11 protein-coding genes and 1 tRNA gene are annotated in these 16,688 nt (G+C 53.2%); 5 read left to right on the forward strand and 7 right to left on the reverse strand.

What is annotated here, in order from left to right; translation table 11 throughout:
• Positions 1–38 precede the first annotated feature (38 nt).
• The gene (locus C5Y96_RS02515; RefSeq protein ID WP_105349974.1) at positions 39–2,465 is read left to right on the forward strand and encodes a DUF1592 domain-containing protein; all 2,427 of its coding nucleotides are present in this window, start codon (positions 39–41) and stop codon (positions 2,463–2,465) included.
• Positions 2,466–2,497: 32 nt separating this feature from the next.
• Positions 2,498–3,793: a DUF1552 domain-containing protein gene (locus C5Y96_RS02520; RefSeq protein ID WP_105349975.1), complete on the forward strand. Its 1,296-nt coding sequence runs from the start codon at positions 2,498–2,500 to the stop codon at positions 3,791–3,793.
• Between the two features lie 6 nt (positions 3,794–3,799).
• On the opposite strand, the gene C5Y96_RS02525 is transcribed toward C5Y96_RS02520, so the two are convergent.
• The 7 genes from C5Y96_RS02525 to C5Y96_RS02555 all read right to left on the reverse strand — a co-directional run bounded on the left by C5Y96_RS02525 (position 3,800) and on the right by C5Y96_RS02555 (position 12,221).
• A complete protein-coding gene (locus C5Y96_RS02525) occupies positions 3,800–4,318 on the reverse strand; it encodes a hypothetical protein (RefSeq protein ID WP_105349976.1) in 519 nt (172 codons plus the stop codon).
• 5 nt (positions 4,319–4,323) lie between these two features.
• Positions 4,324–4,890: a response regulator gene (locus C5Y96_RS02530; protein WP_158261057.1), complete on the reverse strand. Its 567-nt coding sequence runs from the start codon at positions 4,888–4,890 to the stop codon at positions 4,324–4,326.
• Positions 4,880–6,124: a sensor histidine kinase gene (locus C5Y96_RS02535; RefSeq protein ID WP_105349978.1), complete on the reverse strand. Its 1,245-nt coding sequence runs from the start codon at positions 6,122–6,124 to the stop codon at positions 4,880–4,882. Before C5Y96_RS02535 ends, C5Y96_RS02530 begins: the two co-directional genes overlap by 11 nt.
• Before the next feature lie 148 nt (positions 6,125–6,272).
• The gene (locus tag C5Y96_RS02540; RefSeq protein ID WP_105349979.1) at positions 6,273–9,476 is read right to left on the reverse strand and encodes a response regulator; all 3,204 of its coding nucleotides are present in this window, start codon (positions 9,474–9,476) and stop codon (positions 6,273–6,275) included.
• A gap of 248 nt (positions 9,477–9,724) precedes the next feature.
• Positions 9,725–10,153 (reverse strand): hypothetical protein, encoded by a 429-nt coding sequence (locus C5Y96_RS02545; RefSeq protein WP_105349980.1) that lies wholly within the window; start codon positions 10,151–10,153, stop codon positions 9,725–9,727.
• Positions 10,154–10,197: 44 nt separating this feature from the next.
• A complete protein-coding gene (locus C5Y96_RS02550; RefSeq protein ID WP_105349981.1) occupies positions 10,198–11,085 on the reverse strand; it encodes a DUF1559 domain-containing protein in 888 nt (295 codons plus the stop codon).
• A gap of 65 nt (positions 11,086–11,150) precedes the next feature.
• Entirely contained in the window at positions 11,151–12,221 is a 1,071-nt protein-coding gene (locus C5Y96_RS02555) for a GntR family transcriptional regulator (RefSeq protein ID WP_105349982.1), read from the reverse strand.
• A gap of 303 nt (positions 12,222–12,524) precedes the next feature.
• Here C5Y96_RS02555 and C5Y96_RS02560 point away from each other — a divergent pair, with 303 nt between their 5' ends.
• The 3 genes from C5Y96_RS02560 to C5Y96_RS02570 all read left to right on the forward strand — a co-directional run bounded on the left by C5Y96_RS02560 (position 12,525) and on the right by C5Y96_RS02570 (position 16,681).
• Entirely contained in the window at positions 12,525–15,134 is a 2,610-nt protein-coding gene (locus C5Y96_RS02560; protein WP_158261058.1) for a sialidase family protein, read from the forward strand.
• Positions 15,131–16,114 carry a dihydrodipicolinate synthase family protein gene (locus C5Y96_RS02565; RefSeq protein WP_233198739.1) on the forward strand — a complete coding sequence of 328 codons (984 nt, stop codon included), beginning with the start codon at positions 15,131–15,133 and terminating at the stop codon, positions 16,112–16,114. Before C5Y96_RS02560 ends, C5Y96_RS02565 begins: the two co-directional genes overlap by 4 nt.
• Before the next feature lie 495 nt (positions 16,115–16,609).
• Positions 16,610–16,681: transfer RNA gene (locus C5Y96_RS02570), tRNA-Lys, on the forward strand.
• Positions 16,682–16,688: the final 7 nt, after the last annotated feature.

Consider the following 16,688-nt stretch of genomic DNA (forward strand, 5'->3'; position numbering starts at 1 on the left):
CTAATATTGCGGCCCTTCCTACCTGCTTAGCGATTGCCATGAAACTTTCCCTACGTGCTTCGATATGCGCGCATCACACTTCTATTGCTGGTGTGACGGGTCTGATTCTATTGCTGATTTCGACCATCGCGTCGCAAGCCGCGGAACCGGCATCCCCCAACGCGGTACGCAGTTTTCTTGAAAACAATTGTTACGATTGCCACCAAGGCGAATCCGCCGAGGCTGCGCTCGATTTGGAAAAGCTTTCATTCGACCTTGGTGACAGCAGCAATCTACAACGCTGGGTGCGTATCTACGATCGAGTTCACGATGGCGAAATGCCTCCGGCTGATTATGGGGAACCCGGTGCGAAAGAGCGTCAGACGTTTCTCGCTGCCACGAACCATGGATTGATGAACTTTCAAAAGAATATCCAAACCAAGTACGGGCGTGTTCGCGGGCGTCGGTTGACGCGAAAGCAGATCGAGCGATCGATGCAAGATTTGTTGGCCATCGATATCCCGCTGTTGGACTATTTACCGGCAGAGCAAAAGACAGAGGGATTCACGACCGTTGCTTCCGGGCAAGGGATGTCCCACTTTCAATTGGCTGCCCATCTTGAGACGGTCGACGTTGCCCTTGATGAGGCTTTTCGTCGCGCACTAAGTCCTGAAGATGAATATCAAAAAGACTTCAATGCTCAAGGTGTTGCTCGAACGAGTCCAACACGTCGCTGCCGTGAGCCTGAGATGCGCAAAGGCAAAGCCGTGATCTGGAGTTCAGGCTTGATCTATTACGGTCGATTGCCAGCCACCACAGCGAAAGAGGATGGATGGTATGAGTTTGAAGTGACCGTTTCCGGGGTCAAGTTGCCTAAAACAGGGGGCGTCTGGTCGACGGTTCGTAGCGGGCCATGCGTCTCGAGTGCTCCTCTTCTAGCCCACATCACAACCTTCGAGGCCATGGAGCAGCCCAAGGTGATTAAGTTCACCACTTGGCTTCCCAGAGGGCATATGCTTGAAATTCGCCCAGGCGATACAACTTTGAAAAAGGGACGCTTTGCTGGTGGTCAGGTAGGAGTCGGCGAAGGGGAACCGCAAGACTTGCCTGGGATCGCTTTCGACCGGGTGACGATGAAGCAGGTTCATCTTAACGGAAACGATGACCTAGTCCGTGAGTTCCTGCTAGGGGACCTGAAGGTTGAGCCGCAAAAAGACAAACGTAAGCCTTGGATAGTGATTAGTAAGAATCCCAAGGCAGATGCCGAACGACTGTTAACGCAATTCGCCAGTCGAGCCTTTCGACGTCCGGTTACCTCGGAAGAGATGCAACCCTACTTGGCAGAGGTAAACGAAGCGATCGACAAAAAAGCCGAATTCGTCGAAGCGATTCGCTTGGGTTATCGTGCTCTCTTGTGTTCGCCGCGATTCATTTACTTTGCCGAAGAGCCGGGTTCGCTGGATGATTACGAGGTCGCGACTCGCCTAAGCTATCTCCTTACCGGAAGCACGCCTGATGCGGAGCTAATGCAGTTGGCGTCCGCTGGAAAAATGCGTGACACAGAAACGCTCAAGCAGCAAACGCGACGGTTGTTGTCCGGTAATCAGGCCGAGCGTTTCATTCACGACTGGGCGGGAGAATGGCTCGACCTGGATCAGATCGACTTCACGCAGCCAGATGCAAAGCTGTATCGAGACTTTGATCCGATCGTCGAACAGGCCATGCTGACCGAAACAGAGGCCTATCTCGGCGAAATGCTGAACGAGAACCTTAGCGTTTCTCATTTGATCGACTCGGACTTCACCTATCTCAATAGCCGTTTGGCTCGCTACTACGAAATCGACGGAATCACTGGGGACGAACTTCAACGGATCAAGCTGAAGCCGCAAGACCGACGTGGAGGTTTGATTACCCAGGGGGCGATCATGAAAGTGACCGCGAATGGGTCGAACACGTCGCCGGTGATTCGTGGCGTGTGGGTCTCCGAGCGATTACTAGGTGTGGACGTGCCTCCGCCACCGAGTAACGTTCCGGCTGTTGAGCCTGATATTCGTGGTGCCAAGACCATTCGCGAACAATTGGCTAAACATCGTAGCCAAGGGGAGTGTGCCAGTTGCCATACAAAGATCGACCCAGCCGGATTTGCGTTGGAGAATTACGATCCGACCGGAAGGTGGCGAGACAATTATCCGCAAGTTCAAGGACGCGGAGTGAAAGCTGGTCCGAAGATCGATGCGAGTTACGAATTGCCCAGCGGGCAAGAATTCAGAAACATCGATGGCTTTCAGAAGATCGTAACGAGCCATCCCCATCGTCTGGCGGCGAACGTTGCCGAGCATCTGTTAGTGTACGGTACCGGGGCGACGATTGAGTTTGCCGATCGTCCGCAGGTCGAATTGATTGCCAATAAAGCGGCCGCAGACGGCTACGGATTCCGCTCGATTATCGAGCATGTCGTTACCAGTGATCTTTTCCTAAGCAAGTAATCAACCACACCAGAAACGGAAAGAGACAAGTCATGTCGCGCCAAGTTCATTTCAACTTCGGGAAGAAGCTGAACCGCCGAACAGTTTTGCGCAGCACCGCTGGTGTTGGGATGGCTATTCCTTGGCTGAGCGCAATGCAGAAAGCGTTCGCCGGAAGTGAAGAGCAGAAGACGCCCAAACGGTTCGTCGCGATGACGCTAGGGCTGGGTTTGCATGCCGAGAACCTTAACCCCGAGAAGGCTGGTCGTGATTACAAGCCTTCGCGGTACCTGGAGAAGTTGCAGGACATTCGCGACAAGTACACCGTCGTATCCGGCACGTCTCATCCCGAGGTCTCTGGAGGTCATCGCGCCGAGGCCAGTCTCCTTTCGGCAACTCCGATGGGAAAAGGAGCCCAAGCACGTACAACGATTTCAATCGATCAACTGTTGGCCAAGCACATGGGGCACAATACTCGGTTCCCTTCGCTCGTGCTCAGTTCGTCGGGGAATAGCAGCCCTTCGTATACCGAGAACGGGTCGATGATTCCAGCGGAAAGTTCGCCGGCTCGGCTGTTTATGCAGTTGTTCGTGAACGACTCCCCGGAAGAGCAGGCCAAGCAGTTGCACCGTGCCCGCCAAGGCAAAAGCATCATGGACCTCGTTGCAGAAGATGCAAAGTCGCTTTCTCGCGAACTGGGGGCAGGTGACCGAGATCGACTAGCCGCCTATTTCAATAGCGTTCGGGAACTGGAAAAACGCATGCTCGAGGCCGAGCAGTGGGCGCACTTGCCCAAGCCCAAGGTTGACGCGAAGAAGCCGATCGATATCAGCAATCCAAATGATTTCATCGGTCGTCAGCGCTTGATGAGTGATATGATCCGCCTGGCACTGTCGACCGACTCGACGCGATTCGTTTCGTATCACCTGGGTGGTAGTGGCGGCGTGGTTCCGCTGGAAGGGGTCGATGAAGGATACCACTCACTGAGTCACCATGGTCTCGATGAAGAGAAGCTCGAACAGCTTGCACTGATCGAGACGGCCATCGTCCATGCCTGGGGAGATTTCCTGCGAGGTCTCGATGGGGTTCAGGAAGAGAGCGGCAGCTTGCTAGAGAATACTTCGGTTTTGCTGACCAGTAACCTGGGGAATGCTTCGAGCCATGACAACCGAAACATGCCAGTCCTGTTTGCTGGCGGTGGTTTCAAGCATGGACAGCATTTGGCATTCGACAAGAAGAACAATTACCCGCTGCCGAATCTATTCCTCTCGGTCCTGCAGCAATCGGGTCTGGAAGTCGATCAGTTCGCCACAAGCACCGGGACCATGAGCGGTCTTGAGGCAGCATAGTTCGGATCACGTTGCGTGCGGTTTCGAGACAACCAATTCCCAGGGATCTTTCTCGCCGCACTTGCTGATCATCGATGGAAATCCCTTGTCGAGAGCATCACGCCACTCGGCAGCGATTTGACCGGCAACCGTTGATAGTTTGGGGCTACACGGTTGTGAATCTGTTTCGATTAGAAAGAATACGACCGGTGGGCTGGTCATCCACTGGTCGAAATGTTCAGCAACTCTTTGAGTCAGGGATTCATCCGCTTCGCGAAACAGGTTGTCCGCGATAAAGACAATTTCGTACGGCTTCATCATCTTACCCCAAAGCCGATCACACCCACGCTGCAAGACACCGGACAATCGGTGGCGAAGAAAGCTCGCTTGCTCGTCGAAGGACTCTCCGACGTACTGAGAAAGATCACCTTCCTGCGAGCAGAGCAGTGGGGTCGTGTTGCCTTCTTGGTCGATGCCTGCGACATACCAACGGAATGAGGCCGTTTCAATGAGCACGGTCAGAAGCACAGGTTGTTTGGTCGGCAAGGGGGTTAGTCTCCAGCGGCAGGCTTACATGTGTCGTTGGTCAAGTCTTCCAATAGGTTGCCGGATTGGTGGAACTGCTGTAGCAAGTCAGGATCGACCTGCTGGCCATCACTCCCTAACCGAAGTTGTTGGGAAATCTGTTGTCCCATCGCAACGTATCGCTGCATCTCTTGAATGAGCTTCTGGTGGGCGGCTTCCTTTTCGTAGACCTCAGCCGCTTCAGTCAGCAGGTCAATCAAGTCGTCAGGGTCCCAGGGTTTGGTGACGTAACGATATAGGCCGCCGGTATTGATGGCTTCGATGACCGATTTGATGTCGGCATACCCCGTGAACAAAATTCGCGTCGTCTTGGGGAACTTACGACAGCAATGACGAGCTAACTCGGCACCGGTCATCTCTGGCATGCGCTGGTCGGTCATCAGTACGGCAATGGGGTGCTCGGCCATGATCTGCAGAGCTTCTTCTCCGGACTGGGCGGTGTGAACCGTGAACTGACGGCGCAACAAGCCGATTAACGAGTGCAAAATGTCGGGCTCATCGTCTACCAACAGAATTGCTGGTTTAGCTTTCATGACTACCTCCCGGTGATTGATTATCGAGCGGTCGTACGGGCAATTGTACACTAAAAGTAGTGCCGCGGCCCAACTGGCTGCGGACTTGAATCGATCCGCCATGGTCCCGGACAATTCCATAGCTGACCGCAAGCCCTAGACCTTGGCCGCTACCAACGGCCCTGGTTGTGAAAAAAGGCTCAAAAATATGGGCTAAATCACTTCCGGACATGCCACAACCGTGGTCTTGGACGTCAATTTGGACACCTTCGTCACAGCGTGAGGAACTGAGGGTGACTTTACCGCCTACATCGCTGGCTTGAATGGCATTCAAAAGCAAGTGATGAAGTACCTGTTGAATTTTGACGGGTTCACAGAGAATCAAAGGAATATCGCCTGGGTCGACAATTAGTTCAATTTGTCGAGCTTCGATCTCGTGATGCAGAACTTGCGAAACGGCGAATAGAGCCGCGTTGACATCCAAGTGGTCGAGTTCCGCCTCGTCCAAACGGGCAAAGGAACGCAAGTTCTGGACGATATCTCGGACCCTCTGTAGACCGGTTAAAGAGCGATCAAACAACTCAGGCGACTCATCTCGGATCCATTGATAGTCGCAATCCTCTTCCAGTTCTGCCGCGTTCTTGGCAAGTTCTGGATTGATCTTGGCAATCTCGTCGTGGATCGAGCGGTACATATCTAAGAGTTCGAAAGCCGAGGATACATCTCGTTTGAGTACTGCCAGGTTGTTGGCTACCAGGGCAATTGGGTTGTTGATCTCGTGAGCCATGCCGGCGGCCATCTGGCCGAGACTAGCCAGCTTCTCACTCTGCACCAAGGCGGCCTGTGTCTCTCGCAGTTGGCGATTTTGCTCGGCCAACTCCTGCTCCAGGCGAACGATACGTTCTCCTTCGCGTAGTCGCACTCGCAGTTCGTTGTGATCAACCGGTTTGACTAGGAAGTCATCGGCACCAGCTTCCATGCCAACGACCAAGTCTTCCTTCTCACTTTTTGCGGTGAGCAGAATGATGTAGACATAGAACGGCAGTTTGGCCGAGCGAATCCGCCGAATCAGATCCAGACCGTCAACTTCAGGCATGACCCAGTCGGTCAGTACCAAGCGAAAAGGTTCGGCTTCGAATGCCTCCCAGGCCTGGGCACCATTCTCGACTTCTGTGACTTCGTACTTCCAGCCTTCGAGCGCCCGGACGAGAATCCGTCGCATCATCATCCCATCTTCTGCAACGAGTACTCTCATACAATTCTCGACTCAACAGGCCAAGGTCCGTCTTGATTGGCTCAAAAAATATAGTTGTCTTCTAGTTGGCAAAATCTGTGGTGCCCATTTCCGATCCCTCGCGAAAGAGCCTTACCATGGGCCTATGCAATTCGCTACGAAATGTGCTTCATGAAGTATGTTTGTCATGATGTGCTTTCGTTTCCGCCAATGCGGCCATCAGTTCATTGATACGTTGTTTTAAGTCCTTCCATGCATTCTGGAAGTCTCCCAGTTCGTTGTCTCGCCCCATGAACTCGATACGTCGAGCAGCGGCAGTGGCCTCGTCTGCCGCGAACAACGCTACAGATCCTTTCAAGGTATGCGCGGAACGAATGAATTTCTCGTTGTCGCCCGCTGCAAACGCTGCTTGGATATCGTTCAGTTGCTTGGGGCATTCCGTTGTGAACAGGTCGATCATTTCATAAAGGATATCTTCGCTACCGCCAACGTTTTCGAGTGCGCGACCGCGATGAAACGGGCAGTGATTTACCTCTGAGTTATCATCAGGCTGGTTATTTTCACTTGGTGAATGAATCACGATGGGCTGAACACGTTCTACAGCGGCAAAAAGCTCTTCGGGGCGAAATGGCTTGGAGACATAATCATTCATGCCCCCAGCAAGGCAGCGTTCGCGATCTCCTTTCATGGCATGAGCAGTGAGAGCGATGATCGGAATCTTATGGGACATCCCTGCTTCCAATCGGCGAATCTCTTCGGTAGCGGCAAACCCGTCCAGCACCGGCATTTGAACGTCCATGAGAATAAGATCAAAAGATCCATTTTGATAGGCGTCGACTGCCAATTGTCCATTCTCGACCGAGGTAACGTGATGCCCTCGGTTTTCTAAAAGACTCTGGGCTACCTTCCGATTCACTACCCCATCTTCTGCCAAAAGAATATTGCGAGGAATGAAACGCTGGGGCGTTTCCGACACAAATTTTCCGCCGTGTACCGAATCGGATCGAGAGGTGCCCATGGCTGATGCAATTCCATTAAGGAGCATCGACTGGGTAATAGGCTTTGTGATGCATTTTGCCACGTCAAGGGTACGTGCGAAATCTGGGTCGGTGGGGCGATCCGCAGACGATAGCATGACGATCGTCAAAGAAGACGTATCGGTGAATTGGCGGATGTGCCTTACCAGTTCGATGCCATCCATTTCAGGCATCATGACATCAACTAGTGCCAGTTGGTAAGGAGAATCGGACTGAAAGCCGTTTTGCAACTCCTTCAGGGCTTCCACGCCATTGGCCACCACGGTGGGTTTCATTCCCCAGTTGTTGAGCATTTCCTCGCAAATGATGCGATTGGTGGAATTGTCGTCAACGACAAGCACGCGGAGGTCGTATAGGGTATCGAATGCGGCAGGTTTCGAGTCGAGTTGTTTTTCAGATCGCTTGAACTTCGCGGTGAAGTGGAACGTGCTTCCGGAGCCTGGTTCGCTCTCAACCCAGATTCTGCCCCCCATCATCTTCGTAAGCTGAGAACAAATCGCCAGGCCGAGTCCGGTGCCTCCGTATTGTCGTGTTGTCGAGGCGTCGGCTTGGGTGAATGCATCGAATATTTGAACCTGCTTTTCCGGCGAGATACCGATCCCGGTGTCGCGGACCGAAAAGTGAAGCGTGAGCATGTTTCCTGAGAAGGACTCATTCTCGACCTTCATGACAACTTCGCCATGCTCGGTGAACTTGATCGCATTGCCTACCAGGTTGACAACGATCTGTCGTAAGCGACCTGCGTCACCTGCCAATTCGTCTGGCACTTCTGGCAGGATACGAACGGCTAGTTCCACTCCCTTTTTCGAGGCCCTGGCGGCAAGGGTATGGAGTGTCGATCCGAGTGTATCTCGCAAGCGGAATGGCAAATCTTCCAATTCCATCTTGCCCGCTTCGATCTTTGAGAAATCGAGAATGTCATTCAGCAAGACCAACAACGCATCGGCCGAACTTTGAACAAGCTTTTGGTACTCGCGCTGCTCGCTCGTCAGATCGGTATTGAGCAGCAACTCGGTCATGCCAATGATTCCGTTCATGGGTGTACGGATTTCGTGGCTCATATTGGCCAGGAAGTCGCTCTTTGACCGATTGGCCGATTCGGCTTGTTCCTTGGCAGAAACAAGTTGCCGATTCATCTCAGTCAATTGGTCGGTCATCAAGTTAAATTGACGGGCAAGCTGAGTTGCCTCATCGCTTCCGCGAACGGGAACTTTCGACTCCCAATTTCCTTCTCCAATAGCAACCGAGGCATCGGTGATTTCCTGAATGCGACGCGACAAAGACCAAGAGAATCCCCCAGCTACGGCCAAGGTAAGAAGGGTTGCAAACAAGGCGAGCGACCAAATGTTTTGCCGCATCGCATGAATGGGGGCAAAGACGAGCGCGGCTTCTTGTTGGACCATCACGATCCAATGAAGATTGTGACGTTGATCTCCTTCGCCGACCGATGTGGCATAAGCGGCAAGGACTTCCCCATTTCCATCCGGACGATGTCGCGTCGCGATGACTCCCTTTTGCGAGAAGTCTTGCTCCAGGCCTTCAAAGTACTTGCTACCGTCGGAAAGTGGTTCGGACTGGCCAGCTGGCCCTCGAACGATGCGATAGTCCTGGGTGAACAGAAAGAACTCGGTATAGGCATTCGTGTCGGCCCGAGACTGGCCGTCAATGATGCTGAAGACCTCTTGGATGTTGAGAACGGCCTTCATCACGCCGGCCAATCTGCCGTCGGGTGATTCAACCGCGATACAGATGTCGACCGAGTAAACGTGGGCACTGTCGTCGAATGCCACATCTCCAACGTAGATATGATTCTGAACGGCTTCTTGCCACCACAACTCATCATCCTGGCGAAAGTCAGATGTCCGGTTTGTCAGAGCGGCAATGGCACCGTAGCGGTTGGTAACGAAGATCTCGCCGTAGACGGCATATCCGGTCGCCTCTTGAAGTTTCTCGCTCCTAAGTCGCAGTTCCTGCGACAAGTCGTTGTCGATGAGTCTGGCAAGTAGCTCTTGTTGTTGGTTTACATTGCCGGTTTGCCAGATGCGATCCAATCTTTCGACTTCGGCCGCAGGATCAGCCAGTTCGGCGAAGGTTGCGTTAGACTCCGCGAGCGTCTCGCGAACCTGTTTGCTGCGTGCCAGTGCTTGAAGATTGGCAATGTGGGATCGCAGGGCACGATCGATTTCGTCCATCACAGCTGCCGCACGAGCCGCCGAACGAGCCTCGATTACTTCCTTAAGACTTCGTTCGCTTACCGCAACCGCATAGTAACCAACGACCCAAATTAACAGGGCAGGCAGAACCGTCGCCAACAGCAACTTATGGACGATACGCATGCAGGTGTCAGAAAAGTCATTGGGAGAGAATAGTCACACGATTTCGCAGGACGAAATCGTGATACGCTACATCCAAGAGCTTTTCTTAATTTAAGGCAGAAAAGAGGAGGCTGGCAACGACCGAGTGGTCCTAAGCAGCAGATAATCCCAAGTCACGGAAAACTTCAGCGACTGCCAGTTGACATGGCGTGGCTAGATTGTAGGGAACGAGTTGCAAGGTAAATGCTTAGGGCCATGATGGCCAGGGGCTATTTTCGCTTCGAAGCGGAGGCAGGAATGTCCAGGTCTTCGACATGATTCGCTTGAGGGAATTCCAGCTTGAGTTCATAGTCACGAAAAAGGACCTGCCCATCAGGAAACAGGCCATCTTCATCATTGGGGGGCTGAATTCCGTCGTACCCCTCGATTCTCACGATATACGGCCCGCCAACGATACCGAAGCGTGAATCCTCAGTATCGTACTTGCCATCTTCGATTGTTGCGGTTCCCTGGGGGCCCTGATTTCCAAGCGAGGCATTCGGAGTGAAGTAAATTCTTCCTGCAGGAAGCGGTTTGCCATCAAATTGGACCTGTCCTCGAACATGAAAGGCCGTCGCACTTTCAGTGCCTCCATAGCATCCCGTCATTACGCTAGCAGCAAATACGAGGAAACCGAGGGAGAAGAGTCTGTAGTTCATATCAGGGGCTTTCGCAGTTCGAATTTCACTCTGAGGCGTGGGGGTTATTGATTACTGGTCTCGCCGCCAGACTTGCTTGCCGCAGACTGATAGACTTCAAAGTCGATCGTTTCGGCGACAAAGCGGACTGATGCATCCGACATGGTGAACATGACGCCGCCGGGATGTTCGCTGCTGAAACTAATGTTATTAAAGTTTCCGCCTGACTCATTCTGCAGGCCGATGCCGTAACGAATGTTTTTGGATGCCGCCATGCCGTTGCCAAAAACACCCCGGACCCAGCTTGCATAACTTCCGTTGGCTCCGCCAATTTCACTGAGCACGTAGGTATTAGATAAGCCATCGGTTACGTCTCGGAATCGGACACCCGCATCTAGCAGCATCATTCCACCTTGACAGAAACCGCCATGCCCTGAGGGGTTGGGTTCATGCGGGTAGGCAGTGCCGGATACAGGATTCGTGCCATAAGGCCCCATCACTCCGTAGTAGTGCGTTGTGTATGTCTTGCGGCCATCACCCAAGGTACTGCTGCCATGAGTGGTGAGAAGACGCGGAGAACTCGGGCACATAAACATATCGATTTCTAACAAGCCATGGATGTTTTTGTTGGGACCCTCTTTGTTAGTGCCGGCGTTCCAGGCCCCTTGGTTGAAATTGAACTGATCGTGAAGAGCACCCTGTTCGATGAACGAAAGGATGAAGCTATGCCAGCCGAGGGTGTTGTCGTTAATCGCGCCTGGTGGAAGCGTCCCAAACGTATCGTGATAGTTGTGCAGCCCCAGAGCAAGTTGCTTCATGTTATTAGAGCATTGCATTCGACGCGCCGCTTCTCGTGCTTGTTGAACCGCTGGCAGCAACAGTGCGATTAAAACGCCAATGATAGCGATCACCACAAGGAGTTCGACGAGCGTGAACCCGGTTCGCTTTTGCATAACGCAACCTCTTTCAGGGATGAATAGAAAGGATGATGGAAAAGGTGTAGGGCCCGATCGCATAGTTATGCTAGAGGTTTATTTAGTTGAACTTCCAGGCGTCGAACGGCTATATCGGGTGTATTGCCTTGGGCTTGCTCGACCAGGATCTCCGCTAGTTTCGCCCCGATAGATTCCGAAGAATCGACGGTGCGTATGGTTGGCCAGGGAAGCTTAGCTTGGTTTCGACTATAGACGTCGGATACGACAATGGGCGTTTCCTGAATCTTCTTCTGCTTGGAAGCCTTGATGGTCTTCGAGGCGGATTCGGCGAGAGGCTGTGATCGGCAAATGAGCCCGTTGGCACCATGCTCATGCAGGAGATCACGTGTAGCGTGCTGGATTGCCTGATCGTCGGTCGGCAAGAACCGAATTGTCAAATCACTCGGCGTTAGCCCTAAATCCGCTGCCGTCCGCCAGATCGAGTCCATGAAGGAATGGTCACCAGGGAGAACCTGGCTACGCATCAGCACGCCCAGCTTTTTCACGCCTTGCTCAACCAGGCATTGGGTAAGAAGCCGTCCCGCTGCAATATGGTCGCGGTCGATCGATGGAAGTGATTGTATGGAGGGAAACCTCGAGCCAAAGATAACCGTCGGCAGGCCGCTCGCTTGGAATAGCCGTTGCGAGGTAAGGGACGAGCGGGCCAGGACGAAGCCTTCGGCCTGTTGCGAGCGGGCTGTCTTCGCGATGAGTTCCGAAACCCAAGCCGTATCATCGCTGCCTGGAAGGTGGTTGAACTCGATCTCGGCGTGAGGAAGCACGCTCTGAATTCCCACGATCACACCATCGGCCATCATGCCTTCGGTGGCGAGGTACGTGTTATTGACGACAAGATGAACACGGTCGATCGTCCGCTGGGTTTCGCCATGAATGCCATCGGCAACAAATGTACCTCTCTTTTGCCGTCGACTGAGGATGTTTCTTTGGACGAGCAGTTGCATGGCACGGTTGGCGGAAGTGGTACTCACTCCGAGCATGCGAGCGGCTTCGGCAGTGCCCAGATAGGGATCGCCTGATTGAAGGCCGCGGCCGGCAATATCGGCCATGATTTGATCGGCCAATTGAATTACGCGAGGTGTAGTTGAACTGTCCATGCTTCTAAGGTTACCGCCGAGTTTGAGGAATGCAATATATATTTCTGTAATCCACCAGAATATTTCCCTCTGGATTGAAAATAATTATATGGGACACTAGACTGACTTAAGGTAGTGGTAAGTCACCGACCGGATGATGCCCACTCTTTCCTACCCAGTTGTGTCCTTTCTGAGATCCTGCCAATCATGCGTCCTTTTCGCTTAGTCTTGAGATGTTACGCGATGCTTCTCAGTGTCGCAGTTACTTGGGTGCCTCTATCCGCAGAGGTGCTCCACGCAATAGAAAGCGGGGTCGCGCAGCAAGTGCGATTCGACGGGCCCGTATGGAGTGCCAAGGAAGAGGGCCTAGAGGGACAAGGAGTAGGCAACGTCGCATGGGCGTCGCGAGGTATCGTAGGCCCCAATGCCAAAGTTCGGATTCAACTTGCTCTCAATGAATTAAACCATACGGCCGCATCGATTTCTCTAGGGCCAGGCAGTCAATTTGGTTTCGATGGTGCAGGCAAGCGGTTGTTTCTCCAAGGTGCTGTGTTTGGTGGCGAAACCAAGTTCCTGAAAGTTGCGGAATCGAGCATTCAGCCTGGGAAAATGTTTCTCGTCGAACTGACGACGGCTGACGGCCGTCTGAATATCTCGATTGATAGCAAACAGGTTTACGAAGGCCCTTTGAAAGGCCCCCTGGGGTTGGTCGGCTTACGCCCCTGGCGATCTACGATGACTGTTCTGCAGTTTACGCTTGAAGGGGATCTCAGCGATGGTGCGTGGCTACCCAAAAAGCTTAGCGACGAAATCACGATTCCCACGATCGACCTTGCCAGCGACTTCTTGCGCCAGACGGTGATCGCTCGAGGGACCAAGGACGTTTATCAAGGACATCCCACAACGCTATTGATGCCGGACGGCAAGACGCTCTTCGCTGCGTGGACCTATAACCATGGTGGAAAGTGCGGGCCGCTGAAGCGTAGTGACGATGGAGGGCTAACGTGGAGCGATCTGATCGACGTTCCCAAAAACTGGAGCGATGTCGAGAACTGCCCCTGTCTTCATCGCTTGGTAGACTCTGGCGGTACCGCCCGTTTGTTTGTTTTCGCCGGTCGCGGAGACATGACACAGTCGGTTTCCCTCGACCAAGGTAAGACCTGGTCTCCGATGCAAAAGAATGGGCTGAAGTGTATCGTCGCTCCGATCACGATCCTGCCGATCGAAAATGGCACCAAGCACCTGGCGATCTATCATCGCGGGGCAGAGGACCAAGACCGCCCGCCACTGCAGATCTGGCAAGCGATCTCGTCCGATGGTGGACTGACCTGGGGGAATCAAACCATGGTGGCCGCAGTCGAAGGGGCCAATCCGTGTGAGCCGTTTCTGCTGCGATCTCCGGACGGGAAGCAGATCATGTGTCTCATGCGGGAGAACGCACGTCGGTTGAACTCGCTGGTGATGGTTTCCGACGATGAAGGTGAAACCTGGTCGGATCCGCAAGAAGTGAACGCAGCCCTGACCGGCGACCGCCATTGTGCCAGATATACCGAAGATGGCCGCTTGGTTATTGCGTTTCGAGATGTCGTTAAGAAGAGCCCAACCTACGGACACTTTGTGGTGTGGGTCGGAGCGTATGACGACATCCTGGCTGGCAAACCAGGGCAGTACAGGGCACGCCTGTTGGAGCATCACGGGCGACCGCTTGATACTGGCTATCCTGGCCTCGAACGACTTCCGGATGGAACGTTCGTCGCAACGACTTATGTTGGCTATCGGCCTGATGAGAAGAATTCGGTCGTCTCGGTGCGATTCACCATCGATGAGCTTGATCGCCTCGCGAAGGAAGGTCAACCGATTACCATCTGGAAAAGTGGTGAGAATGGATACGATACCTATCGCATTCCGGCGTTGATCCAGGCCAAGGACGGTACCCTCTTGGCTTTCTGCGAAGGGCGTCGCAATTCGCGTAGCGATACGGGGGCCATCGATCTGGTGATGAAAAGATCGGCCGACCAAGGGAAAACCTGGAGCGACCAAATCGTTGTCTGGCAGGATAAAGACAACACCTGTGGAAATCCCTGCCCGGTGGTGGATGAGTCAACCGGGCGGATTCATTTGCTGCTGACTCATAACCTGGGTGAGGATCACGAGTCGGATATCAAACTAAAGAAATCGAAGGGAACACGGACCGTTTGGGTATGTCACTCCGACGATCATGGCAAAACTTGGACTGCTCCGATCGAGATTACAGATTCAACGAAAAACCCTGACTGGGGCTGGTATGCTACTGGACCAGGTGTCGGTATCCAACTGAAACATGGTCCCCACAAGGGTCGCCTGGTGATTCCGTGTGACCATAGCTATTCGATCGATCCCGCAGTCGATAAAAAGGGTTATGGCTTCGGCTCGCATGTGATTTTCAGCGACGACCACGGAAAGACTTGGCAATTGGGTGGAACGATTCATCCCAATATGAACGAATGCCAAGTGGTCGAAATTGGGGTTCAGGGGCATATGGTCATTGATATGCGATCTTATCGCGGTCAAGGCTGCCGAGCCCAGTCAATTAGCACCGACGGAGGGAAGACCTGGTCTGAAATCACCGATGCCCGTGAGTTGGTTTCGCCGGTTTGTCAGGCCAGCTTGATCCGCTATCAGTGGCCCACAACGGACGAGCAGGGCGTGTTACTTTTTTCTAGTCCGCGAGATCCATCCAAGCGGCGGAACCTGACCGTACTCGCCAGCTTCGACGACAACAAGACTTGGCCGTGGAAGAAGACCCTATTTCCCAGCCACACGGCTTATTCGTGCCTAGCTCCCTTAGGCGACGGACAGGTGGGCTGTTTGGCTGAAGTTGGGGAGAATAACCCCTACGAGACCATTTCCCTTTTCATCATAGACCTGCCAAAATCGGAAGCAAAGAATCGATGAATTCAGACACCATGAAAGCGGAAACGAACTGTGGACCAGCCATTGAGCCGCAGTCGAACTCGCAGGGATTTGATCGTATGCAATTGAAAGGTCTGGTCGCGGCCACGTTCACTCCTTTTACGGCTGAAGGAAGAATCGATCGTGATCCGGTCGGTGGGATGGTTGATGCGCTCGTTGCATCGGGCGTGGCTGGCTTGTACGTTAACGGCAGCACGGGCGAAGGGGTTTCGCTAACCGGCAATGAGCGTCGGCAAATGGCGGAAGCTTTCGTGGAAGCTGTATCGGGGCGAATTCCAGTCATTGTTCAAGTGGGGCACAATAGTGTTCAAGAAGCACGTGAACTGGCCGAACATGCACAAGTGATCGGTGCCGACGCCATCAGTGCCACGCCACCAACCTACTTCAGGCCGGCCAGTATCGGGCTGCTTCTCGATTCGCTGCGTGAGATCATGCGTGGTGCACCTGGGCTGCCGTTCTATTACTATCACATTCCCAGGATCACTGGCGTCGACTTCGACCTGCACGCACTGCTTACGCAAGCAGCCACGGATTTACCGGAACTAAACGGTGTGAAATACACTGCCCAGTCGATCCATGAATTCCAGGCGTGTCGCGCACACTTTGCCGAGCAGTTCGATCTGCTATACGGCTGCGATGAAATGCTGCTAAGTGGGCTGGCCGCAGGTGCGGATGGGGCCGTTGGCAGTACCTACAACTTCGCACCTGGGCTTTATCGCCGCATCATCGAGGCCTACCGACAGAGAGAAAACGAAGCGGCGCGAGAACTGCAATTGCTGTCGGTGGAGATGGTTCAGGCTTTTGTTCGATATCCTGCGCTGCCTGCTCAGAAGGCGATGATGGAAATGGTCGGTATGCCCGTTGGCCCGCCTCGTTTGCCTTGGCGCGATTTGACGGCACAAGAGAAGAAGACCCTGGAAGGCGATTTGAAGAAGCTAGGTTTCTTTGAATGGCGTGACTAGGTTTTCCCTTTTCGCCCGTTGGAGCGAACGAAACACTCGGGAGCTCGGTAGGTATATTCTTTTTCAAGAATATCAGGTTTTCCGCGAACCATTTCTTATGTGACTCGTCTAAACACTCAGACCTTACAAAAACAAACCATTTAAGAGCATGAGCTAATAACCTTCGATGTTGATCAAAAACCACAACGATCGAAATCAAAACAATGCTGGTAAGCGATTGCCTGTGCCAACAGGGAACGGTTATCCGGCTCATCCTCTACGCTTATGACTTTAGGGATATGTTCCCTAACGGCTGATTCAAGCCCGGTGTCATAAGCGACACCGGGCTTTTTTTGTGCCCATTCAGAACCACGGTAGTCGAGGACTGGTTGTCCATGCCTGACTGATACTCAGGCCGCGCTGAGTTCGATTCCCAGGGCTACCACTGGGCGTGGGAAACGGAGACGAAACATGAACGATTCGCTTCGCTGTAAACGCATTTCACAAACTCGCATTGAGGTTGTGGTGTAACGGCAGCATCCCTGACTTTTAATCAGGTGGGCGTAGGTTCGAATCCTGCCAGCCTCACTTTTAT

This window comes from Blastopirellula marina (genome assembly GCF_002967715.1).
In the GTDB taxonomy this organism is placed as follows: Bacteria; Planctomycetota; Planctomycetia; order Pirellulales; family Pirellulaceae; genus Bremerella; species Bremerella marina_B.

Excerpts from the sequence above, each read along its gene's own strand:
- C5Y96_RS02535 (WP_105349978.1), bottom strand. The coding sequence starts at position 6,124 with ATGAGAGTACTCGTTGCAGAAGATGGGATGATGATGCGACGGATTCTC.
- C5Y96_RS02540 (WP_105349979.1), bottom strand. The coding sequence starts at position 9,476 with ATGCGTATCGTCCATAAGTTGCTGTTGGCGACGGTTCTGCCTGCCCTG.
- C5Y96_RS02555 (WP_105349982.1), bottom strand. The coding sequence starts at position 12,221 with ATGGACAGTTCAACTACACCTCGCGTAATTCAATTGGCCGATCAAATC.
- C5Y96_RS02530 (WP_158261057.1), bottom strand. The coding sequence starts at position 4,890 with ATGAAAGCTAAACCAGCAATTCTGTTGGTAGACGATGAGCCCGACATT.
- C5Y96_RS02565 (WP_233198739.1), top strand. The coding sequence starts at position 15,131 with ATGAATTCAGACACCATGAAAGCGGAAACGAACTGTGGACCAGCCATT.
- C5Y96_RS02515 (WP_105349974.1), top strand. The coding sequence starts at position 39 with ATGAAACTTTCCCTACGTGCTTCGATATGCGCGCATCACACTTCTATT.
- C5Y96_RS02520 (WP_105349975.1), top strand. The coding sequence starts at position 2,498 with ATGTCGCGCCAAGTTCATTTCAACTTCGGGAAGAAGCTGAACCGCCGA.
- C5Y96_RS02545 (WP_105349980.1), bottom strand. The coding sequence starts at position 10,153 with ATGAACTACAGACTCTTCTCCCTCGGTTTCCTCGTATTTGCTGCTAGC.
- C5Y96_RS02550 (WP_105349981.1), bottom strand. The coding sequence starts at position 11,085 with ATGCAAAAGCGAACCGGGTTCACGCTCGTCGAACTCCTTGTGGTGATC.